Source organism: Variovorax sp. HW608 (assembly GCF_900090195.1).
Classification (GTDB): domain Bacteria; phylum Pseudomonadota; class Gammaproteobacteria; order Burkholderiales; family Burkholderiaceae_C; genus Variovorax.
Genome location: NZ_LT607803.1, coordinates 1,185,827 through 1,211,480, shown reverse-complemented (window position 1 = coordinate 1,211,480; position 25,654 = coordinate 1,185,827). Strand labels below are relative to the sequence as shown.

The window sequence follows — 25,654 nt, the reverse complement described above, 5'->3', positions numbered from 1 at the left end:
AGCGCTGGCTGCAGAGCGCATCGTGAAGCCCAAGGGCGTACGACGATGAGCCACAGGCGCGGGAAGTCGGACTGCTGCGTAGTACCGAAGAAGCTGCCGAACAAGGCTGCGGGGGAAGCTCCTGCGGCGGCGGAGGTGGTGGAGGGAAGGCGGCAGGCCAAGGGAAATGCCATCGCGGCGCGCATGTCCCGCAGATCGGTGCGGGTCTATGACATGGGAACCGCGCTCGATGGCATACGACAGACGGCAAAGGGCCGTCGTGATGCGAGGTTCACGGGACTGCTGCATCACATCTACGCGGTCGAACGCCTGCGGGCGGCTTACCTCGCGCTCAAGCGCGACGCGGCCGCCGGGGTGGACGGCCAGACCTGGCAGACGTACGGACAGGACCTGGAGGGCAATCTCCTGGAGTTGTCCGAGCGGCTGGCCCGAGGGGGCTACCGGCCCCAGCCTGTGAAGAGGGTGTACATCGACAAGGCCGACGGCAGCAAGCGCCCGCTGGGCGTGCCGGCGCTGGAGGACAAGCTCGTCCAGCGTGCCACGGTCGAAGTGTTGAACGCCATCTACGAGCAGGACTTCCTCGGGTTCAGCTACGGCTTCAGGCCCGGGCGCAGCGCGCACAACGCGCTGGATGCCGTGGCGGTGGGTGTGGGCGCAAGGAAGGTGAACTGGATACTCGATGCGGACATCGCCAAGTTCTTCGACACGATCGAAAGGGACTGGCTGGTGAAGTTCATCGAACATCGCGTGGCTGACACGCGCGTGGTGCGGCTGATCAAGAAATGGCTGCACGCGGGCGTGCTGGAGGACGGCAGGCTCACGCAAGGTGAGTTGGGGACGGTTCAGGGCGGGAGCATCAGTCCGCTGCTGGCCAACATCTACCTGCACTATGCGTTGGACCTGTGGGTGAAGCAGTGGAGGGGGCGCCATGCCCGGGGTGACGTGATCGTCGTGCGCTACGCCGACGATTGGGTTGCGGGGTTCCAGTTCCGTGATGACGCCGAGCGCTTCCAGCGCGCGGTGGCCGAGCGGCTGGGCCAGTTCGGGTTGAAGCTGCATCCCGAGAAGACGCGGCTGATCGAGTTCGGGCGCTTCGCCCACGAGAACCGACGCCGCAAGGGACAAGGCAAGCCGCAGACCTTCGACTTCCTGGGGTTCACGCATTGCTGCGGGACGACCCGAAAGGGCAAGTTCATGGTCCTGCGACTCACCAGTGCCAAACGCCTGCGAGCCAAGCTGCAGGTGATCAAGCTCGAACTCAGAAGGCGCATGCACCAACCCATCCCGGAGCAGGGCCAGTACCTGCGGGCGGTGGTGACTGGGCATGCGCGCTACTTCGGCGTGCCGTGCAACGGCGCGCGGCTGAGGACATTCCGCCATCAGGTCGTCGGGCTGTGGCATCGCACGCTGTGCCGCCGCAGCCAGAGCCACGACCTGCCTTGGCGACGCATGTATCGCTTGATGGCGCACTGGCTGCCTGTCCCGAACATCTGCCACCCCTACCCGCACCAGCGTCTGATCGTCATGACCCAAGGCAGGAGCCGTATGCGGTAGCTCCGCACGTACGGATCTGTGGAGGGGGTGTTGGGTGACTGACATTCCTACTCTGACTTTTCAGACGCGCTCGTAGAGCGTCACCACGCAGGCGCCGCCCAGGCCCAGGTTGTGCTGCAGCGCAAGACGCGCACCCTGCACCTGCCGCGCCTGCGCCGTCCCGCGCAGCTGCTGGACCAGTTCGGTGCATTGCGCGAGGCCCGTGGCCCCCAGGGGATGGCCTTTGGACAGCAGGCCGCCCGAAGGGTTGGTGACCACCGCGCCGCCGTAGGTGTTGTCGCCGTCGAGCACGAACTTCTCGGCCCCGCCTTCCGGGCACAGGCCCAGCGATTCGTAGCTGATGAGTTCGTTGTGGGCGAAGCAGTCATGCAGCTCCACCACGTCGATGTCCTGCGGCCCGACGCCGGCCGACTCATAGACGCGGCGCGCGGCCTCCTTGGCCATGCTGAAGCCCACCACCTCGCGCATGTCGCGCGCCGCGAAGGTGGCCGGGCCGTCGGTGGTCATGGCTTGCGCCTTCACGCGCACGCTGCGGTCGAGGTTGTGCCTTTGCGCAAAGTCTTCCGAGCACACGATGGCGGCGGCCGCGCCGCAGGTGGGCGGACAGGCCATCAGGCGCGTCATGACGCCCGGCCACATCACCGGCGCGGCCATCACTTCGTCCTCGGTGATGATGCTGCGGAACAGCGCAACAGGGTTGTTGGCCGCATGCCGGCTGGCCTTGGCGCGGATGTTCGCGAAGGTGGACAGCTTCGTGCCGTACTGCTGCATGTGCGCCAGGCCGGCGCCGCCGAAATAGCGCAAGGCCAGCGGGATCTCGCCGTGGCCCACCAGTTCCTCCGTGGCCTGGTCGAAGCGGTCGAAGGGGCTGGGGCGATCGGCGAAGACCGCGCCCAGTGCGCCCGGGTTCATGTGTTCGAAGCCCAGGGCCAGCGCGCAGTCGACCGCGCCGCTTTGCACCGCCTGGCGCGCCAGGAAGAGCGCGCTCGAGCCGGTGGAGCAGTTGTTGTTGACGTTGACGATCGGGATGCCGCTCATGCCGACCTCGTACAGGGCACGCTGCCCCGCGGTGGAGTCGCCGTAGACATAGCCCACGTAGGCCTGCTGCACCCGCTCGTAGCCCAGGCCGGCATCGGCCAGGGCGATGCGCGCGGCCTGCGCGCCCATCTCGTTGTAGGGGGCGTGCTTGCCCGGCTTGGCGAAAGGGATCATCCCCACGCCGCTGATGTAGACGTTGCTGCTCATGTCGTTTCCTTGGTTGAATCGATTCAGTTCACCTGCCGGGACTGGCCTTCCCAGAAGGGCTTGCGCAGCTCGGTCTTGAGCACCTTGCCGGCGCCCGAAAGGGGAAGCGCGTCGCGGAACTCCACGCTGCGCGGGCACTTGTAGCTGGCGATGAGCGCCTTGCAGTGCAGGATGAGTTCCTCGGGCGTGGCGCACGCGCCGGGCTTGGCGACAACCACCGCATGCACCGCCTCGCCCCACTCCGTGCTCGGGATGCCGATCACCGCGCTGGCCGCCACCGCGGCGTGCTGGGCGAGCGCGTTCTCGACCTCGGCCGAGAAGACGTTCTCACCGCCGCTGATGATCATGTCCTTCATGCGGTCGACGATGAAGACGAAGCCGTCGTCGTCCATATACGCGCCGTCGCCGGTGTGCATCCAGCCATTGCGGATCGCCGCGGCCGTCTGCTCGGGCTTGTTCCAGTAGCCCTGCATCACGTTGGGCCCGCGCACCGCCACTTCGCCCACCGTGCCGCGCGGCACTTCGCGGTCCTCGGCATCGACGATGCGCACCTCGCAGCAGTAGCCGGCCCGGCCGGCGGCGCGCAGCTTGCCCTTGCTGCGGCCTTCGGGCGTGTGGGTCCAGGCCGGGTTGACGGTGGCCAGGGGCGACAGCTCGGTCATGCCGTAGGCCTGCACGAACTCGACGCCCGGCAGCGCGGCCATCGCGCGCTCCAGCACCGACTCGGAAATGGGCGAGGCGCCGTATACGATGGTCCTGAGCGAACCCAGGTCGCGCGGCTTCTTCATGGCCGGATGGTCCACCAGCATCTGGATCATGGTGGGCACCAGCAGCATGTGGGTGATGCGGTCGCGCTCGATGACGTCGAGCACGGCCTCCGGTGCGAAGGCCGGGATCACCGAGTGCGTATTGCCCTCCATCCAGTGCGGCAGCGCCAGGCCCATGTCGGCCAGGTGGAACATGGGGGCGGCATGCAGGTAGCTGCCGCCGTCGCTCGCCAGCCCTTCGGAATGCAGCGCCAGGCCGGAGCTGCACAGATTGGTGTGGCTGAGCATCACGCCCTTCGGAAAGCCGGTGGTGCCGCCGGTGTAGAAGATGCCCGCCAGGTCATCGCCGCGCCGCGCCGCGTCCGGCACCGGCTGCGCCGTGTCCAGCAGCGCCTCGTAGTTCAGCATGCCGGCAGGCGTCTCGCGTTCGCCGCAGTAGATCAGCTCGCGCAGCGTGGCGGCGTCCTTGCGGATGGCTTCGACCAGCGGACGGAAGGTGTCGTCCACCAGCAGGATGGTGGAGCCCGAGTCGTTCAGGGAGTACAGGATCTCCGGCCCCGACCAGCGGATGTTGCAGGGATTGAGCACGCCGCCGCCCCAGGGCACGGCCATCTGGTACTCGAGGTAGCGGTCGGAGTTGAGCGCCAGCATGGCGACGCGGTCGCCTTCCTTCATTCCGAGCTTCTGCAGCGCGCCCGCCAGGCGCGCGACGCGCTCGGCGAACTCGCGGAAGCTGCGGCTGCGGCTGCCGAAGCGCACCGCGATGCGATCGGGTTTCTGCTGAACTGCGCGGTGCAGCGCCTGGGTAAGGTACATGGTTGTCTCCGTTGTTCCCGCGACCATCGCGTGGCTGCTGTTGTCGAATGACGTCGATGCTAAGAACGCAGACGCACGACAACAATTGCACAACGCATCGATCGCATGGCAAATCACATCAATCGAACGTGCGCTCCAACCTGACGAAGAAGGCACCCATCACCATCCCCGCGGCGATGGTCCGCGGCATGCTCGCCGGCATCGAGGCGCGCGGCGAATCCGTCGAGTCCTACCTGCAGGCCGCCGGCATCCCGATGGAGCTGCTGGACCATCCCGGTGCGCGTGTGACGGCCGACCAGTACGTGCTGCTCTTTCGCCTGCTCATCGACCGGCGCCGCGACGAGTGCCTGGGCTTTCTGCTGCGGCCGCTCAAGCCCGGAAGCTTCGCGCTGATGGCGCACTCGGCGCTCGGGTCGCGAAATGTCGAGCAGGCGATCCGCCGCGTCGCCCGCACCTTCTCGCTGCTGCGCGACGACGCGACCCTGGAGCTGCGGATCGAGGGCGACTGCGCCGGCATGCTGCTGGGCTTCGACGAGGCCTCGGTGGTGCACCACGTGTTCCTGCACGAGCTGATGCTGCGCGTCTTCTGGCGCCTGGTTGCGTGGCTGGCCGGCGGGCGACTGCCGGCGCGGCACTTCGACTTCGCGTTCGCAGCGCCACCTCACGTGGACAGCTACAGCCAGGCCTTTCCGGCGCGCCTGGAGTTCGGCCGGGCGCATACCGCCATCTGGTTCGATTCGCGCTGGCTGCAGGTGGCGGTGCGCCGCGACGAGGACGCCCTGCGCGCCTTCCTGGCCGAAGCGCAGGCCAACATCATCATGCCGCGCCGCAACGACGAGCTGACCAGTTCGCGCGTGCGCGACCACCTGCGCCGCATGCAGCCCGGATGGCCCGACCTCTCGGCCGCGGCCGCGGCACTGCACATGTCGACGGCCACGCTGCAGCGCAAGCTGGCGCTGGAAGCCACCTCCTTCCAGGCGCTCAAGGACGAGTTGCGCCGCGACATCGCCATCGTCCGGCTCAACACCAGCGGCGTGCCGCTGGCCGAGCTTGCGCAGGAGCTGGGCTTCACCGACAGCGCGGCCTTCCAGCGCGCGTTCAAGGGCTGGACGGGCAGCGCGCCCGGTGCCTATCGCCAGGGCAAGAGGACGCTGTAGCGCGCTCCGAGCGTGCTGCAGGCTACCAGCCGTCGAGGCGGATCAAGTCCGCGGCTTTCTCGCCGGACGCTGCGGGACAATAGAGCACCCATCTTCCCAACTCCGCGCCTGAACGGAAACCCCAAGCCATGAAGCACGTCTGGATCGACACCGACATGGGCTTCGACGATCTTGCCGCCGTGCTCACGGTCATGCAGACGCCGCCCTGGCGCGTCGACGGCATGTCGCTCGTCGCCGGCAATGCGCCGCTCGACGTGGTGATCGACAACGCGCTGCGTTCCGCCGCGTTCTTCGGATGGGACTTCCCCGTCCACGCAGGCAGTGCGAAGCCGATCGCCAGCGAACTGGTCACGGCGCAGAACATCCTCGGCGCGGACGCCATGGTCTCGGCAGGTCGCAGCCTCCCGAAGACGCGCGCGGCGCTGGCGTCCAGCGATGCGGTGGCTGCGCTCGGCGGCTATCTGGCTTCCGCGCCGGAGCCGGCCACGCTGCTCGCGCTGGGCCCGCTCACCAATCTCGCGCTCGTGCTGCGCCAGCGCCCCGAGCTGGCCGCACGGATCGGTCGGCTCCTGTGGATGGGCGGCAGTGCCGGGCCGGGCAATCACACGGCGGCGGCGGAGTTCAATGCCGCGGTGGACCCGGAAGCGATCAACGTCGTGCTCGAGGCCGGCGTCTCGCTGCACATGGTCGGTCTCGATGCATGCCGGCAGGTGCGCGTGCATGCCAGCGATGCCGAGGCGCTGCGGGCGCTCGGCACCGACAAGGCGGAGGTGCTGGCCGACCTGCTGCTCGGCTACGTGCGCATCGCGAGCCCCGCGGGCGCGCTGCCGATGTCGCTCTATGACCCGACGGCCGCAGCGGTGCTGGTGGCGCCCGAGGGGATGAGTTTCAGGCCGGCGCATGTGGTGGCCGAATGCAAGGGCGAGCACACCCGCGGCATGACGGTGGTCGAGTGGCGGGTGCCGAAGCGCGCCCAGGCCAATGCAGAGGTGGCCAGCGTGGCCGACGAGCCCCTGCTGCGGCGCGTGGTGCTGGATGCGCTCGCGCGCGCGGCGGGTTAGGGGCACCAGCGGCCGAACCTATCGTTTTCTATGCAGCAGTTCCAGGAACTGTTCCGCCGGAACGCTGAGCGGCCGATCGCTGCGCACGATGCTGCCGTAGGTCGAGAGCTTGTGCCGGATCGGATAGTTCACGATGCTCAGCACGCCATGCTCGGCATCACGCTTGGCAACCGTCGCGGGAATCACGCCAATCATCCGCGACTTGCGGATGAGATTGATTGTCGTGAGGATCGAGCCGGTCTCGATCAGGCCGCGCGGCATCACTGCGTGATGCATCTGGAACTCATGCTCCATGACGTCGCGCATCGGACTGGGAGCCGGCTGCAGGATCCACGGGAAATCCAGCAGTTCTGCGAAGGCCACGCGTGGCTGCGCTGCCAGCGGGTGCTCGTTGCCGACAACCACGGCCAAGGATTCGTCGGCGATCGCCCGGAAGGTGCAGCTTGCCGCCTCTGGGCCGACGGGGCGGCCCACCACCACCTCGAGCACGCCTTCGTGCAACTGGGCCAGCAGCTTGTCGCTGGTGTCCACCGCGATTTCGATGGCCAGCAGCGGGTGGGCCGCCTTGAGTTCGGTGAGCGCATCCGTCAGCCGGCCCGGCGAGGCGGCCATGATGCTGCCGAGCGAGAACTTGCCGACGCTGCCGAGCTGGAAGTCGTGCAGCTCGCGGTTGAGCGCCTCCATGCTGCCGCGGATTCCCTTGAAGTAACCCATCACCCGTTCGCCGGCGGCGTTGAGCCGCAGACCGCGTCCGACGCGCTCGAACAGCGGCTGCCCCAGCGCGCTCTCGAGCTCATGGAGCATCTTGGTGGCAGCCGGCTGTGTCAGTCCGAGCTGGTCGGCGGCGGCGCGAAGGGTGCGCCGCTCCTCGACCGCGAGCATCAGCGCGACCTGCCGCATCCGGATGCGGTTGAGCAGCTGGGGGGTCGAGTCCTGCCTGTCGATGGAGCCCATGAATGATTACCTCAGGATATTGATCGATCAATAGCTTTCAGTTTACGGGTATCAATCGCCTGCCTACGATCCGTCTCACTGTGCACCTCACACAAGCACTGGAGACAAAGCGATGAAGAAGTTCATGACGGTCATGGCCGCGGGCGTGCTGGTGCTCGCCGCGAGCGCCGTGCAGGCCCAGACGTGGCCCACGCGCCCCCTCAGGATGTTGGTCGGCTCGGCGCCGGGCGGCGGCACCGACGCCATGGCCCGCGTGGTTGCCGATCGGCTCGGACCCTTGCTCAAGCAACCCGTCGTGGTGGAGAACCGGCCCGGCGTGTCGAACACGCTGGCGGCGGATGCCACGGCCAAGTCCACCGACGGCCACACGATGGTGATGGGCGTGGTCACGGCGCACGCGATCGCGCCGCATTTGCTCAAGCTCAACTACGACAACAACCGTGACCTGGTCCCGGTGGCCTTCGTCGGCGCGGTACCCAATGTGCTGGTGGTCAGCAACGGCGTGCCCGCCGACTCGGTGCAGGCGCTGGTCAAGCTGGCCAAGCGAGAGCCCGGCAAGCTGAACTACGCAACCAGCGGCGCCGGCAGCACGCAGCACATCGCGGCCGAGATGTTCAAGGAAGCGGCGGGCGTGGACATCGCGCACGTGCCCTACAAGGGAAGCGGACCGGCGCTGGTCGACCTGGTGGGGGGGCAGGTGCAGCTGAGCTTCGACACGCTGCCCGCGGTGATCGGCCAGATCAGGAGCGGCAAGCTGCGCGCGCTCGCCGTCACCTCCGCGCAGCGCAATCCGCAGCTGCCCGAGGTGCCGACGCTCGCCGAGGCTGGCGTACCCGGCGTCGAGATGAGCGCCTGGTACGGCATCTACATGCCCTCCGCGACGCCCAGGGCGGTGCAGGACAGGGTGCACGAGGCCGTGAACCAGGTGCTTGCGATGCCGGAAACCAGGACCCGCCTCGCAGCCATCGGCGCCGAGATCACGCCGATGACCCAGACGCAGTTCGTGCAATTCCAGGCCGCTGAATACAAGCGCTTTGGCGAAGTCATTCGCAAGAACCACATCCACATTGATTGACATGATGAACACACCTTCCTTGCCTGTTGTTGCGCTCACCCTCGGTGACCCCGCCGGCATCGGCGCCGAGCTGATCGCCAAGCTACTGACCAAGCCGGAAGCCAGCGCACTGGCCAACATCGTCCTGGTCGGCGACCGCTGGCTGTGGGACGAAGGACAGCGTCTCGCGAGCACGACTGTCGCGACCGATGAGGTTCAGTCGCTGGCCGAAGTGCGTGGACGCAGCGGCACCACTCGCCCCGCCTTCCTCGCTGTGCAGAGCATCGACCCGGCGCAGGTGCAGCGCGGCCAGGCCGCCGCGCCGGGCGGCCGGTCGGTGCTGCAGGTGCTGGACCAGTGCATGGATGCCACGCTGGCGGGCGAGGTCGACGCGATCTGCTTCGCGCCCCTCAACAAGCAAGCCATGAAGCTCGGCGGCATGGAGCACGAGGACGAGCTGCATCATTTCGCCCGGCACCTGGGCGTGACCGGCTACTTCTGCGAGTTCAACACGCTCGGCGAGCTCTGGACCTCGCGCATCTCCTCGCACGTGCCGCTGAAGGACGTGGCCAGCTACCTGAGCGTGGAGCGCATCGAGCAGGCGGCCGAGTTGATCTACCGCTCGCTGCTGGCCAACGGCGTGGCGCGGCCCAGGATTGCGGTCGCGGCATTCAATCCGCATGGAGGCGACGGCGGCCTGTGCGGGCGCGAGGAGGTCGACATCATCATCCCGGCCGTGCAGCGCCTGCAGGCGCGCGACTGGCCGACCGAGTCGCCATTTCACGGCCCGTTCCCGGCCGACACGATCTTCCTGAAGGCGCAGGCCGGCGACTACCAGGCGATCGTGACCATGTACCACGACCAGGGCCAGATCGCCATCAAGCTGCTGGGCTTCAGCCGCGGCGTCACGGTGCAGGGCGGGCTGCCGATCCCGATCACCACGCCGGCCCACGGCACGGCCTACGACATCGCGGGCCAGGGCAAGGCCAATGTCGACGCGACCTGGCAGGCCTTCCGCATCGCGAGCCGCATGGGCGCCGCGCACCGCCTCGCCACCCACGCACCCGCGTGAACCTCTCTCAACACCAAGGCAAACCATGAAGATCAAATCCGTCCGCGCCCGCGTTTTCCAGTGGAAGGGCAAGACCGTTCCGCCGCAGGGCAACTTCTGCTCCAACGCCATGGACCTGCTGTACGCCCCGCAGGAAACCATGAGCACCTTCCGCTTCCATTCGTGGACCGTGGTCGAGATCGAGACCGATGACGGCATCGTCGGCCTGGGCAACGTGGCGCTCGCGCCGGCCATCGCCAAGGCCATCATCGACCAGTACCTCGCACCGCTGGTGATCGGCCAGGACCCGTGGGACTACGAGTACCTGTGGCAGCGCATGTACCGCGCCACGCACGCCTGGGGCCGCAAGGGGGTGACCATGGCGGCGATCTCGGCGGTCGACCTCGCGATCTGGGACATCCTGGGCAAGTCGGTGAACAAGCCGGTGTTCAAGCTGCTCGGCGGCCGCACCAAGGAGAAGATTCCCTGCTACTACTCCAAGCTCTACCGCACCGACCTGAAGGAAATGCAGGCCGAGGCGCAGAAGTTCCTCGACCAGGGCTTCACCGCCTTCAAGATGCGCTTCGGCTATGGGCCGGCGCATCTGCAGAAGGGTGTTGCGGAGAACCTGAAGTCGGTCGAGGCGGTGCGCGAGGTCATCGGCTATGACAACGACCTCATGCTCGAGTGCTACATGGGATGGAACCTCGAGTACGCCAAGCGCATGCTGCCCAAGCTCGAGAAGTTCCAGCCGCGCTGGCTCGAGGAGCCGGTGATCGCCGACGACATCGACGGCTATGCCGAGCTGAACCAGCTGACCAGCATTCCGATCTCGGGCGGCGAGCACGAGTTCTCGCTCTATGGCTTCAAGCAGCTGCTGGACCGCAAGGCGGTGTCGGTCGTGCAGTACGACACCAACCGCGTCGGCGGGATCACGGCCGCGCACAAGATCAACGCGCTGTGCGAGGCCCACAGCGTTCCCGTGATTCCGCACGCGGGCCAGATGCACAACTACCACCTGACCATGAGCACGCTGGCCTCGCCGATGAGCGAGTACTTCCCGATGCACGACGTGGAAGTGGGCAACGAGCTCTTCTACTACATCTTCGACGGCGAGCCGGTGGCCGAGAACGGCTTCCTGCAGCTCGACGACAACAAGCCGGGTCTGGGCCTCAGCCTGAAGACCGAGTACCTCAAGGATTTCAACATCGTCGAATGACGAGTGGCCACGTCACCTGACGCGCCACCCTTTTCACACCACCATGACCACCACCCGCACGCCGCGCTTGCGCGGCATCTTCCCCGTGGCGCCCACCACCTTCAAGGAAACGGGCGAGCTCGACCTGGAGAGCCAGAAGCGCTGCATCGACTTCATGATCGACTCGGGCGTGGACGGCATCTGCATCCTCGCCAACTTCTCGGAGCAGTTCCTGATCGCCGACGACGAGCGCGAACTGCTCACGCGCACCGTGCTCGAGCATGTGGCCGGCCGCGTACCCGTCATCGTCACCACGACGCACACGAGCACCAAGGTCTGTGCCGAGCGCAGCCAACGCGCGCAGGCCATGGGCGCCGCGATGCTGATGGTGATGCCGCCCTACCACGGCGCGACCTTCCGCGTCGGCGCGAACCAGATCTACGAGTTCTTTGCGCGGCTGTCGGATGCGGTCGACATCCCGATCATGATCCAGGACGCGCCGGCGAGCGGCACCGTGCTCTCGGCTCCCTTCCTCGCGCGCATGGCCAAGGAGATCGAGCAGGTCTCCTACTTCAAGATCGAGACTCCCGGCGCCGCAAGCAAGCTGCGGGAGCTGATCCGCCTCGGCGGCGACGCGATCGAAGGGCCCTGGGACGGCGAGGAGGCCATCACCTTGCTCGCCGATCTCGATGCCGGCGCCACCGGCTCGATGACCGGCGGTGGTTTTGCCGATGGCATCCGACCCATCATCGAAGCGCACCGTGCGGGCGATCGCGACAAGGCCTTCGCGCTCTACCAGCGCTGGCTGCCGCTGATCAACCACGAGAACCGGCAGGCAGGCTTCCTCGCCGCCAAGGCGCTGATGAAGGAAGGCGGCGTGATCGCCTGCGATGCGCCGCGCCATCCGTGGCCGCCTTTGCATCCCGCAGTGCGCGAGGGACTGATCGACATCGCGCGCCGGCTCGATCCGCTGGTACTGCGCTGGGGCCGCTAGGCATCCACACATTGGAAAAGCACATGACATCCCCTCTCACGGCCGTACTCGTCGAGAAATTCGGCAACAGCTTCAGCGGCTACCACCTGGAGACCGGCGAACTGGCATTCCGGGCCCAGTTGCCGGCCTACCCCCACGAATTCGTCGTCGACCCGCGCGGCGCGCTCGCCTATGTCGGGCACTACGGCGTGCAAACCTTCGCCCACGAGGGCGCGGGCGGGCACGAGGTCTTCGTGGTTGACATCGCCCGCGGCGAGCACGTCGCCTCGCTCGACTGCGCGCCGCATGGCCGCATCCACGGCGTCCAGGTCGATCAGCACGGCCGCGTCTACGCGCTGAGCGAGCGCGACAACGTGCTGCTCGTGTTCGACAACCCGGCCAAGCGCCGCACGGCCACGGGCGTCGTGCCGTCAGGAGGCGTCAAGAGCCACTTGTTCGTGGTGAGCCGCGACGGCGAGAACGCCTACATCACCCACCTGAAATCACACACCGTCACGCGCGTGCGCCCGCACGAATCCGGGCAGCGTCCGCTGGCATCCAGCGTCGGTGGGCGCCCGGAGGGATGCTGCCTGAGCCGCGACGAGTCGATCCTGTATGTGGCCAGCCGCGACGATGCGACGCTTTCCATGCTGGATGCCCGGACGATGGAGGTGCTGAAGACCGTGCCGACCGGCGAGGATCCGACGCGCATCTACCTGTCGCGCGACAACCGGCTGTTCGTGACGAACTACGGTGAGCGCAGCATCGGCATCTACGACGCGCAGACCCTGCAGGAACTGCGTCGCGTGCCGACCGTGCACAAGCCGATCGCGCTCGCGTTCCATCCCTCGGCACCGCTCGCCTACATCCCTCTCAACGACGACAGCGTGGCCAAACTCGATCTGGAAACCCTGGCGCTGTCGCACGCCTTCGCTACCGGCAAGGAGCCGGACGGGCTCACGGTGCTGCCCGGCTGACACCCCAGAACCTCAAAGAACATCAACGCGCCGCTGGCAATCCGCGCGCGCTTCCTGGAGACATCATGACAACCTTCGAAACGGTCGGCACGGCCAGTGCCGCCCATGACATCGCCATTCCCCAGAAACGCTGGCTGCGCGTCATTCCGCCCATCCTGCTCGCCTGCATCATCTCCTACATGGACCGGGTGAACATCGCCTTCGGAATGCCGGGCGGCATGAGCGCAGATCTCGCCCTCAGCGCCAGCACGGTCGGCCTCGCCGGCGGCATCTTCTTCATCGGCTACCTGTTCCTGCAGATTCCCGGCGGCCGTCTGGCCGCGCTCGGCAGCGGCAAGCGCTTCATCGCCTGGTCGCTGGTCGCCTGGGCCGTGATTTCCATCCTGACCGGCCTGGTGACACAGACCTGGGAGCTGCTGACGCTGCGCTTCCTGCTCGGCGTTGCCGAAGGCGGCATGCTACCGGTCGTCCTGACGATGGTGGGCAACTGGTTCCCCGACAAGGAGCGCGGACGGGCCAACGCCATGGTCATCATGTTCGTGCCGCTCGCGGGCATGATCACCGCCCCCCTGTCCGGCCTGATCCTCGCGTCGCTCAGCTGGCACTGGCTCTTCTTCACGACCGGGGCGCTGTCGGCGCTGTTCCTGCTGATCTGGATTCCGTTCGCCAGTGACAGCCCGGAGACCGCCACCTGGCTGTCGGCCGAGGAGAAGAACTACATCCTCGCCGGCCTGCGCGCCGAACGCGCGGCGGCGCTTGGCAAGGAGGTCGTGTCCACGTCGTTCCACGCGGTCCTGCGCGACCCGCTCATCTGGCGCCTCATCGCGCTCAATTTCTTCTATCAGGCCGGTATTTATGGCTACACGCTCTGGCTGCCCACCATCCTGAAGAACCTCACGCATGGCGGCATGGGACAGGTCGGCATGCTCGCCATCCTGCCGTACATCGGCACGATGGCGGGCATGTGGTCGGTCTCGTATCTGTCGGACCGGACCGGCAAGCGTCGCTTGTTCGTTGTCGCGCCGCTGCTCGGGTTCGCGCTGAGCCTGTTCCTGTCCGTCCATTTCCAGGCGGATATCTGGGTGTCCTATGCGTTTCTGATCTGCAGCGGCTTTTTCCTGCAGGCTGCCGCAGGGGTGTTCTGGACCATTCCGCCCAAGCTGTGCAACCCTGAAGCGGCGGGCAGCGCCCGGGGCCTGATCAACGCGCTCGGCAACCTGGGCGGCTTCTGCGGCCCCTACGCGGTGGGCGTGCTGATTCAGCAGTACAGCGCCAACGTCGGGATCTACTGCCTGGCCGTTGCGCTTGCGATGGCGGCCGCGATCGCGGCGACGCTGCCGGCCCGCTGCGAGCGTTGATCCGCCGGGAGAGCGTCGGCATGCTGGATCGAGACGAAGAAGGTGTCGACATCGTCGATGCGCATCATCACCTTTGGGACCTGTCGCAAGGTCGCTTTCCGTGGCTGCAGGAAGACTACGATCCCCGGGCGTTCTTCCTCGGCGACTACCGCTCGATCTGCCGCGACTTCCTGCCCGGCGACTACCGGGCTGCCGCGCGGGGTTGCCGCGTCGTGGCGACGATCCACGTGGAAGCCGAGCGCGCCCGCGACGAGCAGGTCGCGGAGACAGCGTGGCTGCAGTCGATCCACGCGAAGCATGGTTTTCCGAATGCGATCGTCGCGCACGCGTGGTTCGACCGCCCGGATACCGAGGAGCGCCTGCTGCAGCACCTCGAATACCCGCTGCTGCGGGGCATCCGCAGCAAGCCGGTCACAGCGCCGGCGCCTACGCAGAGCGTGCGCGGCCAACCGGGCACGATGCAGGACGACGCTTGGCTGCGCGGCTTCTCCCTGCTCGCCCGGCACGGCCTGAGCTGGGATTTGCGGGTTCCCGCCTGGCACCTGCCGGAAGCCGCGGAAGTGGCGCGCATGTTCCCCGGCGTGCCCATCGTTCTCAACCACCACGGCTTCGCCTGGGATCGCAGCGACGAGGGCCTCGGACGCTGGCGCGGCTGGATGGAAATACTGGCGCGCGAACCCAACGTCCACGTCAAGCTCTCGGAGTTCGGGCTGCGCGATCAGACCTGGGACTGGAATGCGAATGCACGCATCGTGCGCGACACGCTCGCGATCTTCGGCTGGGAGCGCTGCATGTTCGCGAGCAACTTCCCCGTCGCGGGCCTGCGCATCGCCTATCCCGAACTGGTCAACGGAATGCTGCAGACCCTTTCCGCCGACCTCTCGCCGTCCCAGCGCCAGGCCGTCATGAGCGGCAACGCGCTGCGCTTCTACCGCATCGATCTCCCGCCGGGCATCGCGAACCTCGCGGGCGGCGATGAAGCCTGACCCGACCTCGGGCGCCGCTCTCCTGCACGGTCGGGCCCACTGAAACAAAGGACACACCATGCAACGACACGACAACCTCATCAACGGCGAATGGACCGCCGGCGCCAGCTACAGCGCGAACACCAACCCGAGCAAGCTCGCGGACGTGCTGGGCGAGTACGCCCAGGGCGATGCCGGCCAGGTCGATGCCGCGGTGGCGGCCGCGACGGCCGCGTTCCCGGCCTGGTCTACCGGCAGCGTGCAGGCGCGCTCGGAAGCGCTGGACAAGATCGGCAACGAAATCCTCGCGCGCAAGGAAGAGCTCGGCACGCTGCTCGCACGCGAAGAGGGCAAGACCAAGGCCGAAGGCATCGGCGAGGCCACGCGCGCCGGCCAGATCTTCAAGTTCTTCGCCGGCGAATGCCTGCGCCTTGCGGGCGAGGTGATTCCGTCGGTGCGCCCCGGCATCGGCATCGAGATCACGCGCGAGCCGGTCGGCGTCGTGGGCCTGATCACGCCGTGGAACTTCCCCATTGCGATCCCCGCCTGGAAGGTGGCCCCCGCGCTCGCCTTCGGCAACTGCGTGGTGCTCAAGCCCGCCGACCTCGTGCCGGGCTGCGCCTGGGCGCTGGCCGAGATCATCAGCCGCTCGGGCATTCCGGCCGGCGTCTTCAATCTCGTGATGGGCCGCGGCAGCGTGATCGGCAATGCGCTGGTCAAGCACCCGGGCATCCATGCGATCAGCTTCACCGGCTCGGTCGGCGTGGGCCGCGACATCGCGGTGCAGTGCGCGACCCTTGGCAAGAAGGTGCAGCTCGAGATGGGCGGCAAGAACCCGCAGGTGGTGCTCGACGACGCGGACCTGAACCAGGCCGTGGAGCTCAGCGTGCAAAGCGCCTTCTACTCGACCGGCCAGCGCTGCACCGCATCGAGCCGGCTGATCGTGACCGAAGGCATCTACCCGAAGTTCATCGAGGCGATGAAGGCGCGCATGGCCAGGATCAAGGTCGGCGATGCGCTCGCGCAGGGCACCGACATCGGCCCGGTCTCCAGCGGCAGCCAGCTGCAGCAGGACCTGGAATACGTCGAGATCGGCAAGAAGGAAGGCGCGACCCTGGCCGCGGGCGGCGAGCGGCTCAAGCTCGATACCGACGGCTTCTACATGTCGCCGGCGCTGTTCAGCGAATCGGTGGCCGCCATGCGCATCAACAAGGAAGAGATCTTCGGCCCGGTGGCCAGCGTCATCAAGGTGAAGAACTACGAGGAGGCGCTAGTGACCGCGAACGACACCGAGTTCGGCCTCTCGGCCGGCATCGCGACCACGAGCCTGAAGTACGCGACGCACTTCAAGCGCCACAGCCAGGCCGGCATGGTGATGGTGAACCTGCCCACGGCCGGCGTGGACTACCACGTGCCCTTCGGCGGCCGCAAGGGGTCGAGCTACGGTCCGCGCGAGCAGGGCCGCTATGCGCAGGAGTTCTTCACCATCGTGAAGACTGCCTACACGCTGGCCTGAGGTGTAGAAGGCAAAACGGCCATCGCGAATGCGATGGCCGTTTCCGTTTTGGCGCCGTTCCCGGGTCATCTGGGGGAACCCTCGCAGGCCGGACTGGGCCCATGTCCGCCAGATGCCGCCACAAGGGTCGAAATCCTGGTGGGAAGCAGTGGATAGTGCGAGGCCGACGGAACCCATCCAAAAAGGAATTCAGCGGCTGGACCGCAGACGCGGCCCTGGCAGGGGCCCATGCCACAGCGGCTCGAAAGCTTGGCGCTTCGCCAGTCAACGCAGTCAGCCACGCATGCGAGCGGTACGCGTTCGCAGCGGCAGAGGATCGTGTCCTTGGCAGGTACCGACCTCAACTCGGGGCGTAGCGCGAACGCCCGATTGATTTGGGAGGCGAATTCGTCCCAACCACGACGTCTCGCGGTCAGTTTGCTCGCCGCTGCGGCCTCGCCAACCGCAGCATGCCCGGCAATTGCGCCTTGCACCAAGGCACGCTCGCTGCCGCCAAAGCCCGTGCATTCCCCGGCGACGTAGATTCCCGGCTGGCTAGATTCCTGTTGCGCGTCGTGCAGAAGCGCCCTGCGGCCGGATCGATCCGTCGTCAGCGCGCACCCCAGCATTTGGCCGAGCTCGACATTCGGAACGAGGCCGAAACCGCAGGCAACCAGGTCGCACTCGAACTCCTCGGACCTCGGGCCCCGCTGGATCCGAACCCGCTTCACTGAGTGATCCCCATCGACTTCAACGATGTACGAATTGGTCCGATAGGTGGGCTCGAACAGCGCGACCGCCTGGATTGCCTTTGCTGGCCATCGGGCCAACGCCAGGCCAAACGAGGCGACAGACGATGCGCTCGCCTGCTCAGCGACCCGAAGTACTTTTGCGCCGGCGTCTCTTGCGCAGCGTGCGGCTGCCAGCAGAAGTGGGCCGCTGCCAGCGATCACTACACGTTTGCCTGACACGGGCAGTCCTTGCTTGATCAGCGCCTGTAGGCCGCCTGCGCCCGTCACACCGGGAAGTGTCCAGCCGGGAAAAGGAACGAACTGCTCTTTGGCTCCCGTGCAGAGGATCAGCTTCTTAAAGCGCACCTTGCGGATGTCTTCTGCTCCCTCCAGGAGTAGCACCCCCGGCTCAACTTCACCAACGACCCGCATGCCGACCAGAACCTGCACATTGATGTGGTGCAGCAGCGACTCGCGCAACGCTTGTGCCTGAGAGGTCAGGGCGGCGCCCGGTCCACTACGCCAAATCTGGCCCCCGATGGCGACGTTCTCATCGAGCAAGACAATCTTCGCGCCAGACGGTGCGGCAGCCAGTGCGGCGGCCATGCCCGCAGGACCAGCGCCGACAATCAGGACGTCGACCAGATAGTTCGCCAGCACTCCAGGACCTGTCATTCGAGATTCCCTTTCGGCGTCTCGACGGTCATCCCGTCCGTGCACGTCACTTGGCATGCGAGAAGCCGCTGGCCATCGATGGTGACGCGGCATTCCTGACAAATACCCATCCCGCAGAACGGCGCCCGCCGCTCGCGCTCCTCGGCTCCGCTGCCTTCGTGAATTCGATGAATCAACAATGCGGCCGCAACCGATGACCCGGCCGGCAGTTGCACCTGACGGCCATTGAGGGTGAGATGTACGGGCGGCACTGCCAACGCGGATGCAGGAATCTCTTTTGCCTTGGGCCAGAACAGGGACAGTGGCAACATAGCGTCAGTGCTCCACGTTTTCGGGCGCGAGTGCTACGGCCTGGCTGAACCGTTGCAGCCCGTATGCACGTTCGTCGAAGGGCCTGGGCTCCCCGAGCATCTGGGCGCGAAGAAGCCGTGCGGTAGCAGGAGCAGTGGTTACCCCCAACCCTTCATGTCCGACAGCGAGCCACGTCTTGGACTGCCCGGGATGTTTCCCAATGATCGGCAGGTTGTCAGGCGTCGTCGCCCTGAAGCCGGTCCAGGTCCGAACCACGTTCATTGCGCCGAGACCAGGCATGTAGCCAACGGCGTGACTGAGCATCCGCGCGACCATTTCAGGCTCGACTGCAGGATCCGTCGTGTCGAATTGACGTGATGACCCGATCAGCAGCTGTCCCGTCGGGCGGGGTTGAACGTTGAAGGCGACGGACGATCCAGAACTCAAATGTGCATTGGTGACGTAACCCAGTTCGATCAGCTGGTGCCTCACCGTGCCCGGATAACGGTCGGTTATCGCCAAGTGGCCCTTCTTGGGCCTGATCGGCAGGTCCGGGCAGAGTTGGGACGCCTGCAAACCGCCCGCCACGACGATCGCCTGAGCACTGAACCGCCTGCCGTCCGACGTAGTGACCGTGTCCCCGTCTATCGAAGTGACCTGGGCCACCGCGGCATGTATCGGCGGCCCGGCATCGCGCATCAGCCAGCGCACGACTGCGGGTGCGTATACGACGCTGTCGGAGCTCACCAGGAGGCCTCCAGCAAGTCCGCCGCGCAGGGCGGGCTCCTCCTTTGCCATGGCGCCCGGGGTCAGGAGCTCACACTCGATGCCGTTGGCTCTGAGTCGCCGCCCTTTCTCTTGTGCCGCGTCCAGTTCCGCAGCACTGGCGGCGACCCACAGCGTGCCGACCCGCGCATATGCGCAGGATGAATCCATGGCCGCCGCCCACTCGCGCCAGATGCGAGCCGACTCCCGACAAAGGACAAACTCCGCCGGGTTGTCGTCCATCGCAACGACATGGCCCATGCCGGCCCCGGTGGCGTTGGGAAAGCCGGCGTCCAGGACGGCGACCCGAAGCCCGGCATTTGCCATTTCGCGGGCGCACGAGGCGCCTACGATGCCCGAACCAATGATGATTACATCGCTATGCACAGTTCGCCATCCATCGGTGAGGTGCGACGAGGTCTCGAATGCTCAGGTCGTTGGGCTGAACCACGTATCGTTCAGCCGGTAGCCCTCGGGGAACGGATCCTCAGGATCTGCGCCGTAGTACGACAGCCCCGTCAACCAGGCACGGCCACTGATCATCGGAATGATGGCCGGGATGTTGCCGACATCGTCGGCACGTTCGAACTTGCAATGGAACTCGGTGTCCAGAATCGACTTGTGAACAAACGGTTCGCCCGCTTGAAGTTCCCCGCGGGCGTGCATGAGGGCCATCCGGGCTGAGCTGCCGGTGCCGCACGGGCTCCGATCCAGGCGTCCCGGCGAAACTACGACGGCATTCTTCGCGGTCTTTCCCTGGGCTGCAGTACTCAACGGCCCTGCAAACAGGGTCTGGTTGATGGTGTGGATCCTCGTATTCACTGGATGCACCGAAGGCAACTGCTCAGCGGCGGCCGCCTTGATGCGCTCACCGACTTCCACCAACTCACGCGCCTCGCTCCGGTCAAGGGAGAATCCTACGGAAGCTGCGTCGACGATCGCGTAGATCATGCCGCCGTAGGCGACGTCCAGCGTCAAGGTGCCCAGCCCCCCGACCTCGACCGGCCGGCTGCGATGCATGACGAATGACGGTACGTTCTTGAACGACACACGACGGCACTTGCCGCCCTCGCACTCGGCGCGCACATAGACCAGTCCTGCCGGTGTATCGACGCAGAGCTTGGTGATTGGCGCTTGCATGGCGACCATTCCCGTCTCGAGCACGGCGGTCACAGTGCAGATGAGATTCGAGCCCGACATCGGAGGGTAGTAGTCGGACTCGATCACGATCATGCCGAAGTCAGCTTCCGGCGAGATCGGCGGAGTGACCATGTTCACGGCCGCATTCACGCTGCCCCGGGGGTCTGATAGCAGCAGTCCGCGTACCCAGTCATGCCTTGCCTGGAAGGCCTCGAGACACTCGTACATGGAAGGTGCAGGCGGTGCGATCACACCTCCGGTGATGACTCGGCCAACCTCGCCTTCCGCGTGCGCACCGACAACCGTGATTGCGTTCTTGAGTTGCATGGCAATGGGTATGGAATTGATATGAAGTTCTGTCGATCTGCTGTCGCCGGCGATCACAACAGCGCCAGAAGGTCTCGATAGAGAGCAGCTGGAATCCGGATGCCTTCCACAAGGCTGCGTTCGCGGGCCGCGTAGCGGCGCTCGGAGGGGAGCCGCGCCCCTTGGTCAGTAATGGCGGAGAACAGGCGCTCCGCGCTCAAGTCATCCCGCGCTCCGCCCAGCACCTGCGGATCGAAAGCAAGAATGAGTTCGCCATGGAGCGGGGTCACGCCAGCTCCCCCATCGAACTCACGCGACTCGAGGCTGGTGAGATCGCCGATCAACGGCCCGGCGAGAAGCTCGATCATGGTCGCGAGGGCCGATCCTTTATGCCCTCCGAACGCGAGCATGACGCCGCCATCCAGCACCTCGTCCGCGCTTGTCGTCGCCTCTCCCGATGCATTGATTCCCCAACCGGCTGGTATGGGATCGCCCCGCCGGCGATGCAGTTCGATGTCGCCACGAGCAACCACGCTGGTGGCGAAGTCGAAGACATACGGCTGCTGCCCACCGCGGGGAAAGGCAAATGCGATCGGGTTTGTGCCGAACACGGGTGCACGGCCCCCTGCCGGTGCCACGCAGGAGTGGCTGGGCGTCATGGCCAGCGCAGCAACCCCATGCGCCGCCAGCGCTTCCACCTCCGGCCACAGCGCCGAGAAGTGGTAGCAGTTGTTGATGATGAGCGCTGCAACGCCGGTCTTGGCGACCTTCTCGATCAAATGAGGCGCGCCCATCTCGAAGGCCAGGGGAGAGAAGCCGCGATGCGCATCAACCACGACTACGGCCGCAGATCGTTGCTCGATCGTCGGAACTGCGCCGGGCGACACCTTCCCGTGCCGCATCGACTGTACGCAGGAGAGCAGGCGGTACATGCCGTGCGAGGCACACGCATCTCGCTGCCCCGCTACGATGACCCGCGTGACAGAGGCCGCATGCAATGCCGACAAACCGTTTTGGCTCAGCACGCGCAATGAGAGCGCTTCAGCTTCCGCCAATGTCAAGTTGACGTCTGCCTCTCCCACGGTCGCTTCGGCGGTCTTCTCGTTTGCGCGGGAGTTCACAGACGGATCCCCCAAGCGAAGGGATCGTCGCCTTCGATAAGCAGCGTCGACTCGGCGCTCAGATGGGCACGTCCGCGGATTGTCGGGACGATAGAGTCGCCATGAGGTGTGTAGCTCGCGACGAACCTGCTGCCGATGATGCTGGCTTGCGTCCAATCCTCGCCGGGTGCAAGCTTGCCGTCCGCGGCCAGGCAGGCGATCTTGGCGCTGGTTCCGGTGCCGCAGGGAGACCGGTCGTATGCACTGCCCGGGCACAAGACAAAGTTTCGGCTGTCAGCTCCGGCAGAGTCCGATGCGAACAGTTCGATGTGATCGATGGGTTGTCCATCGGAACCGGTCACGCCCTGCGCTGCCAGCGCATCGCGGACGCTGCAGCTGTACGTCGTCAGCGCCTTGAGGTTGTCGCTATCGACGCGCTGACCATGATCCGCCACGAGGAAGAACCAGTTGCCGCCCCAGGCGACATCGCCATGAATCACGCCGTGGCCCGGGACGCTGACACGCACCCGGTGCAGGTAGCGATAGGAGGGAACGTTCTGAACGCTGACCGAGCCGTCTTCGTGCAATGTGGCCGTCACGACACCGACGGTGGTCTCGATGCGATGGACGCCGGGCTTGATTCGACCAAGGTGCGCGAGCGAGGCAATCAGCCCGATCGTCCCATGGCCGCACATTCCCAAATAGCCCACATTGTTGAAGAAGATCACGCCGGCCGTGTTGGCAGGATCGACTGGCTCACGGAGCAGCGCCCCGACGATGACGTCACTGCCGCGTGGTTCCAGCAAAGCGGCGGCGCGCCAGTCGTCGAAGTCTCTCGCGAGCACTGCACATTGGTCCGCCATGGTGCCCTCGCCGAGATGGGGAAACCCACTGAGGACCAGACGCGTCGGTTCCCCGCCCGTGTGTGAGTCAAGCACGTCAATACGATGAACAACTGCCATGTCCGTTCCTTCTAGTGCGTCGACTTCAGGAAGTCGATCGTCTCCGGCTTCTGGGGATTGACGATCACCTGTTCGGGCGTGCCGATTTCGTGGATGACTCCGTTGCGGAAGAAGGCAACGCGATCCGAGACATCGCGCGCAAAGCGGATCTCGTGCGTCACGAGAATCATGGTCATGCCTTCTTCCGAGAGCATGCGCATGGTGTCCAGGACCTCGCCGACGAGTTGCGGATCGAGGGCCGAGGTCACCTCATCAAACAGCATGTATTGCGGTGACATCGCGAGCGCGCGCGCGATGGCCATTCGTTGCTGCTGGCCTCCGGAAAGCTTGGCCGGAAAGACGTTCATCTTCTCGCGCAGCCCGACGTGCGTGAGTTGCTTGACGGCGAGCTCCTCTGCTGCGCGCTTGTCTTTGCCCAGGACCTTGCGGGGGGCGAGCATCACGTTCTCCAATACGGTGAGGTGTGGGAACGCGTTCCACTGCTGAAAGACAATGCCGATTCGTTGACGCAGCTTGTTGAGGTCCGTGCCCTTGGCGTGCGTATCGACGCCGTCGACCCGGATGCTGCCCTTCTGGATGGGCTCCAGGCCGTTGATGCACATCAACAACGTCGACTTTCCCGAGCCCGAGCCGCCGATGATCGAAACCACCTCGCCTTTGTTCACGGTCATGCTGACGCCCTTGATGACCTCGAGTTGGCCGAAGGACTTATGGACGTTCTCGATCTCAATCATTTTCTTTCCACCTTTTCTCGACGGCCGCGCCGATTCTGGCGAAGCCCAAGCTCATGACGTAGTAGATGAGGCCGGTGATACAGAGGACGAGCAACGGCTCCTGGATCCGTGTCACGATCGTTTGCGACGCACGCAGGAGTTCGATGATCCCGATCCACAGCACCAGCGACGTGTCCTTCATGACGCCCAGCGTCAGGTTCACCCACCCTGGAAATGCCACACGAGTGGCGATCGGGAGCACGACAAACTGCGTCGCCTGGCGGTAAGTCAGGCCAAGCGATCGCGCAGCGCGGATGACGTTGCCAGGCACCGCGAGAACGCCGCTGCGGACGACTTCCGTGCAGTAGGCCGCGCAGTAGATCCCCAGCACGATGCACCCGACCGCGAATGCAGTCCACTCGAGGCCAACGATGCTCTTCAACGCGTTGAAGATCACGAACTGGATCAGGAGTGGGACGCTTCGGAACACGTCAAGTACCCAACTCAGGGGATAGGTCGCTCGCGGGAACGCGGCTCGCAGGAACCCGAGGAGGATGCCGGTGACTGTTCCGATGAACGTGGCCCACAAGGTCAGCTGCAGGGTGACCCAGGCACCTTGGAGCATGAAGAGCAGGTCGCCGATAGTGAAGCTGGTAGACATGGCGACCTCAGTACCTGAACAGTTTCCAGGCGAGCAGCCTGGTGACGAAGACGATCCCCTTTGCGATGAGGTAGTAGATCGCTGCGGCCACGGCAAAGAACTCGAAGGTGCGGAACGTCCTGACGTTCAAATCCTGGGTCACGCCGGTCAGGTCGTCGTTCAGACCGACGATCACGCCCAGCGAAGTCATCAACACCGCCCACACCATCTGATTGGTCATCGGGTAGAAGACGATGCGCAGTAGCTGAGGCACGACAACGAGCCTGTAGGCTTTGAACGCGCTCATGCCAAGGGAACGCGCGGCGCGGACTTGAGTGTGTGGCACGGCCTTCAGCCCGCCACGGAAGTTTTCTGCGAGATAGCCTGCGTTGTTGAATGTGATACCAGCGAGGAGTGCGGTCCACGAGCTGATCTGCAGATCGAACGAACCGAGGCCGAAATACAGCATGTAGATCTGAAACAGCGCCGGCGTGTTTCGGGCAACGGACACCCAAGCACCGGACACGCTTCGGAGCACGACATTCCGCGCGTCCCGCATCGCGGTCAGGGCAAGGGCAATCAGGACACCGAAGATCATCGAAAGAGCTGCGGTCTCGATCGTGACCCATGCTCCCGAGAGCATTGCTGGCAGTGCTTCGATGGCAACCCGCCATTGAAAGGTATAGTCAAAGTCAAGCATTCGCTCTCCCGTTGGCTGATTCGGACCATGGTGTCGTAGTCATTCCATGAATCCGATCCAGGCTATGGTGTGCGCGCAATCCCATGGAGGCTCGCGCGAATCCGTCATTCAGCGGTACACGCCAGGCACGGTCAGGTCAATCGGCTTGCCACCGACCCACTTTTGGTAGAGCTCCGCGTAGCGACCCGTGCGGACCTGTTGGTTGACGAATAGATTGAGGTAGTTCAGAAGTCCGTACTCGTTGCGCTTTGCAGCCAATGAGACATAGTCGATGACATACGGAGCGTTGCCGGCGATGCGAAGCCCCTTGAATTTGCCCGACTTGATGCTCGCCGACGCGACGGTCGAGGTCACGACCGTCGCATCGATGTGACCTTGGCTCACGGCGAGCAGCGTGTCCGCTTGGTTCTGATAGGCGCGGAATGTTCCCTTCGGCTGGTTCCAGGCTTTCACATCCTTTTCGAGAGCCAATGCTTCGAAGGTGCTCGACGTATTCCCTACCGGCCGACCTTTGAGGTCTTCGTAGGTCTTGATGTCGGTGTTGTCACGCGTCAGAACCACCATCTGGAAGGCAAAGTACGGGACTGTCATTCCTACGGTTTTCGCCCTCTCGAGGGTGTCCGAGGTCGAGCCGACGATCACATCCGCTCGATTCGACATCAATGCAGGAATCCGATCGGCGAAGGGTGTTTCGACAAATTCGGCTTTGACGCCAAGCGCTTTGGCCAAATCGGTGCAGTAGTCGACGTCGAAGCCGACCGGATTGTTGCTGGCGTCGCGTGATCCCATTGGCGGAAAGTCGAGAACCACTGCGCAACGCAGCTTGCCTGATTCGATGATGGAGTCGAGTTTGTCGGCATGTGCCTGCGATGCAAGAAGGCACAGGGCGCCGAGGAGGCTCAACGCATGGATCTTCAGTTTCATTTGGAACTCCTGATGACGAACGAACGGACAAAAGACTGGACGGGAAGGATCTTGAGGCGCCGCCTCCTGAACAAGGAGCGGC

Annotated in this window: 24 protein-coding genes; 11 read left to right on the top strand and 13 right to left on the bottom strand. The window is 65.4% G+C overall.

The window, feature by feature from the left end:
• The first annotated feature begins 45 nt into the window (after window positions 1-45).
• Window positions 46-1,554 carry a group II intron reverse transcriptase/maturase gene (gene ltrA, locus VAR608DRAFT_RS05560; protein WP_231972940.1) on the top strand — a complete coding sequence of 503 codons (1,509 nt, stop codon included), beginning with the start codon at window positions 46-48 and terminating at the stop codon, window positions 1,552-1,554.
• Between the two features lie 60 nt (window positions 1,555-1,614).
• Here the strand turns inward: ltrA and VAR608DRAFT_RS05555 are convergent, their stop codons facing one another.
• Window positions 1,615-2,799, bottom strand: a complete 1,185-nt coding sequence (locus VAR608DRAFT_RS05555; RefSeq protein ID WP_088953152.1) for a lipid-transfer protein — start codon at window positions 2,797-2,799, stop codon at window positions 1,615-1,617.
• Between the two features lie 23 nt (window positions 2,800-2,822).
• A complete protein-coding gene (locus tag VAR608DRAFT_RS05550) occupies window positions 2,823-4,382 on the bottom strand; it encodes a long-chain-fatty-acid--CoA ligase (protein ID WP_088953151.1) in 1,560 nt (519 codons plus the stop codon).
• Between the two features lie 128 nt (window positions 4,383-4,510).
• On the opposite strand from VAR608DRAFT_RS05550, the gene VAR608DRAFT_RS05545 reads away from it, so the two are divergent.
• Window positions 4,511-5,539, top strand: a complete 1,029-nt coding sequence (locus VAR608DRAFT_RS05545) for an AraC family transcriptional regulator (RefSeq protein ID WP_231973260.1) — start codon at window positions 4,511-4,513, stop codon at window positions 5,537-5,539.
• Window positions 5,540-5,667: 128 nt separating this feature from the next.
• Entirely contained in the window at window positions 5,668-6,600 is a 933-nt protein-coding gene (locus VAR608DRAFT_RS05540; RefSeq protein WP_088953150.1) for a nucleoside hydrolase, read from the top strand.
• 18 nt (window positions 6,601-6,618) lie between these two features.
• Here VAR608DRAFT_RS05540 and VAR608DRAFT_RS05535 read toward each other — a convergent pair whose 3' ends face one another.
• Window positions 6,619-7,554 carry a LysR family transcriptional regulator gene (locus VAR608DRAFT_RS05535; RefSeq protein ID WP_088953149.1) on the bottom strand — a complete coding sequence of 312 codons (936 nt, stop codon included), beginning with the start codon at window positions 7,552-7,554 and terminating at the stop codon, window positions 6,619-6,621.
• A gap of 124 nt (window positions 7,555-7,678) precedes the next feature.
• Here VAR608DRAFT_RS05535 and VAR608DRAFT_RS05530 point away from each other — a divergent pair, with 124 nt between their 5' ends.
• From VAR608DRAFT_RS05530 to VAR608DRAFT_RS05495, 8 genes are all read left to right on the top strand, one after another.
• Window positions 7,679-8,629, top strand: a complete 951-nt coding sequence (locus VAR608DRAFT_RS05530; RefSeq protein WP_231973652.1) for a Bug family tripartite tricarboxylate transporter substrate binding protein — start codon at window positions 7,679-7,681, stop codon at window positions 8,627-8,629.
• Window positions 8,630-8,633: 4 nt separating this feature from the next.
• Complete coding sequence (locus tag VAR608DRAFT_RS05525; protein WP_088958622.1) at window positions 8,634-9,680, top strand: 4-hydroxythreonine-4-phosphate dehydrogenase PdxA; 1,047 nt, start codon at window positions 8,634-8,636, stop codon at window positions 9,678-9,680.
• A 25-nt stretch (window positions 9,681-9,705) separates the two neighbouring features.
• Window positions 9,706-10,878, top strand: coding sequence for an L-rhamnonate dehydratase (locus VAR608DRAFT_RS05520; RefSeq protein ID WP_088953147.1), 1,173 nt, complete (start codon window positions 9,706-9,708; stop codon window positions 10,876-10,878).
• A gap of 43 nt (window positions 10,879-10,921) precedes the next feature.
• Window positions 10,922-11,851 carry a dihydrodipicolinate synthase family protein gene (locus VAR608DRAFT_RS05515; protein WP_088953146.1) on the top strand — a complete coding sequence of 310 codons (930 nt, stop codon included), beginning with the start codon at window positions 10,922-10,924 and terminating at the stop codon, window positions 11,849-11,851.
• Window positions 11,852-11,874: 23 nt separating this feature from the next.
• Window positions 11,875-12,807: a YncE family protein gene (locus VAR608DRAFT_RS05510; RefSeq protein WP_088953145.1), complete on the top strand. Its 933-nt coding sequence runs from the start codon at window positions 11,875-11,877 to the stop codon at window positions 12,805-12,807.
• 65 nt (window positions 12,808-12,872) lie between these two features.
• Window positions 12,873-14,165 carry an MFS transporter gene (locus VAR608DRAFT_RS05505; protein ID WP_088953144.1) on the top strand — a complete coding sequence of 431 codons (1,293 nt, stop codon included), beginning with the start codon at window positions 12,873-12,875 and terminating at the stop codon, window positions 14,163-14,165.
• A 20-nt stretch (window positions 14,166-14,185) separates the two neighbouring features.
• The gene (locus tag VAR608DRAFT_RS05500; RefSeq protein WP_088958621.1) at window positions 14,186-15,151 is read left to right on the top strand and encodes an amidohydrolase family protein; all 966 of its coding nucleotides are present in this window, start codon (window positions 14,186-14,188) and stop codon (window positions 15,149-15,151) included.
• Between the two features lie 58 nt (window positions 15,152-15,209).
• On the top strand, window positions 15,210-16,646 hold the full coding sequence (locus tag VAR608DRAFT_RS05495) for an aldehyde dehydrogenase family protein (protein WP_088953143.1): 1,437 nt from the start codon (window positions 15,210-15,212) through the stop codon (window positions 16,644-16,646).
• Between the two features lie 65 nt (window positions 16,647-16,711).
• Here the strand turns inward: VAR608DRAFT_RS05495 and VAR608DRAFT_RS05490 are convergent, their stop codons facing one another.
• From VAR608DRAFT_RS05490 to VAR608DRAFT_RS05445, 10 genes are all read right to left on the bottom strand, one after another.
• Window positions 16,712-18,016, bottom strand: a complete 1,305-nt coding sequence (locus tag VAR608DRAFT_RS05490) for an FAD-dependent oxidoreductase (protein ID WP_443082915.1) — start codon at window positions 18,014-18,016, stop codon at window positions 16,712-16,714.
• Between the two features lie 11 nt (window positions 18,017-18,027).
• Window positions 18,028-18,342 carry a (2Fe-2S)-binding protein gene (locus VAR608DRAFT_RS05485; protein WP_088953141.1) on the bottom strand — a complete coding sequence of 105 codons (315 nt, stop codon included), beginning with the start codon at window positions 18,340-18,342 and terminating at the stop codon, window positions 18,028-18,030.
• Between the two features lie 4 nt (window positions 18,343-18,346).
• Window positions 18,347-19,474, bottom strand: coding sequence for an NAD(P)/FAD-dependent oxidoreductase (locus VAR608DRAFT_RS05480; RefSeq protein ID WP_088953140.1), 1,128 nt, complete (start codon window positions 19,472-19,474; stop codon window positions 18,347-18,349).
• 42 nt (window positions 19,475-19,516) lie between these two features.
• Window positions 19,517-20,554 (bottom strand): proline racemase family protein, encoded by a 1,038-nt coding sequence (locus tag VAR608DRAFT_RS05475; protein WP_088958620.1) that lies wholly within the window; start codon window positions 20,552-20,554, stop codon window positions 19,517-19,519.
• Window positions 20,555-20,607: 53 nt separating this feature from the next.
• The gene (locus tag VAR608DRAFT_RS05470; RefSeq protein ID WP_269458535.1) at window positions 20,608-21,654 is read right to left on the bottom strand and encodes an Ldh family oxidoreductase; all 1,047 of its coding nucleotides are present in this window, start codon (window positions 21,652-21,654) and stop codon (window positions 20,608-20,610) included.
• Window positions 21,651-22,595, bottom strand: coding sequence for a 4-hydroxyproline epimerase (locus VAR608DRAFT_RS05465; protein ID WP_088953139.1), 945 nt, complete (start codon window positions 22,593-22,595; stop codon window positions 21,651-21,653). Before VAR608DRAFT_RS05465 ends, VAR608DRAFT_RS05470 begins: the two co-directional genes overlap by 4 nt.
• An 11-nt stretch (window positions 22,596-22,606) precedes the next feature.
• On the bottom strand, window positions 22,607-23,329 hold the full coding sequence (locus VAR608DRAFT_RS05460; protein WP_088953138.1) for an amino acid ABC transporter ATP-binding protein: 723 nt from the start codon (window positions 23,327-23,329) through the stop codon (window positions 22,607-22,609).
• A complete protein-coding gene (locus VAR608DRAFT_RS05455; RefSeq protein ID WP_088953137.1) occupies window positions 23,322-23,969 on the bottom strand; it encodes an amino acid ABC transporter permease in 648 nt (215 codons plus the stop codon). The genes VAR608DRAFT_RS05460 and VAR608DRAFT_RS05455 overlap by 8 nt, the downstream gene beginning before the upstream one ends.
• Before the next feature lie 7 nt (window positions 23,970-23,976).
• Window positions 23,977-24,648, bottom strand: coding sequence for an amino acid ABC transporter permease (locus VAR608DRAFT_RS05450; protein ID WP_088953136.1), 672 nt, complete (start codon window positions 24,646-24,648; stop codon window positions 23,977-23,979).
• Window positions 24,649-24,756: 108 nt separating this feature from the next.
• On the bottom strand, window positions 24,757-25,572 hold the full coding sequence (locus tag VAR608DRAFT_RS05445; protein ID WP_088953135.1) for an ABC transporter substrate-binding protein: 816 nt from the start codon (window positions 25,570-25,572) through the stop codon (window positions 24,757-24,759).
• Between the last annotated feature and the right edge of the window lie 82 nt (window positions 25,573-25,654).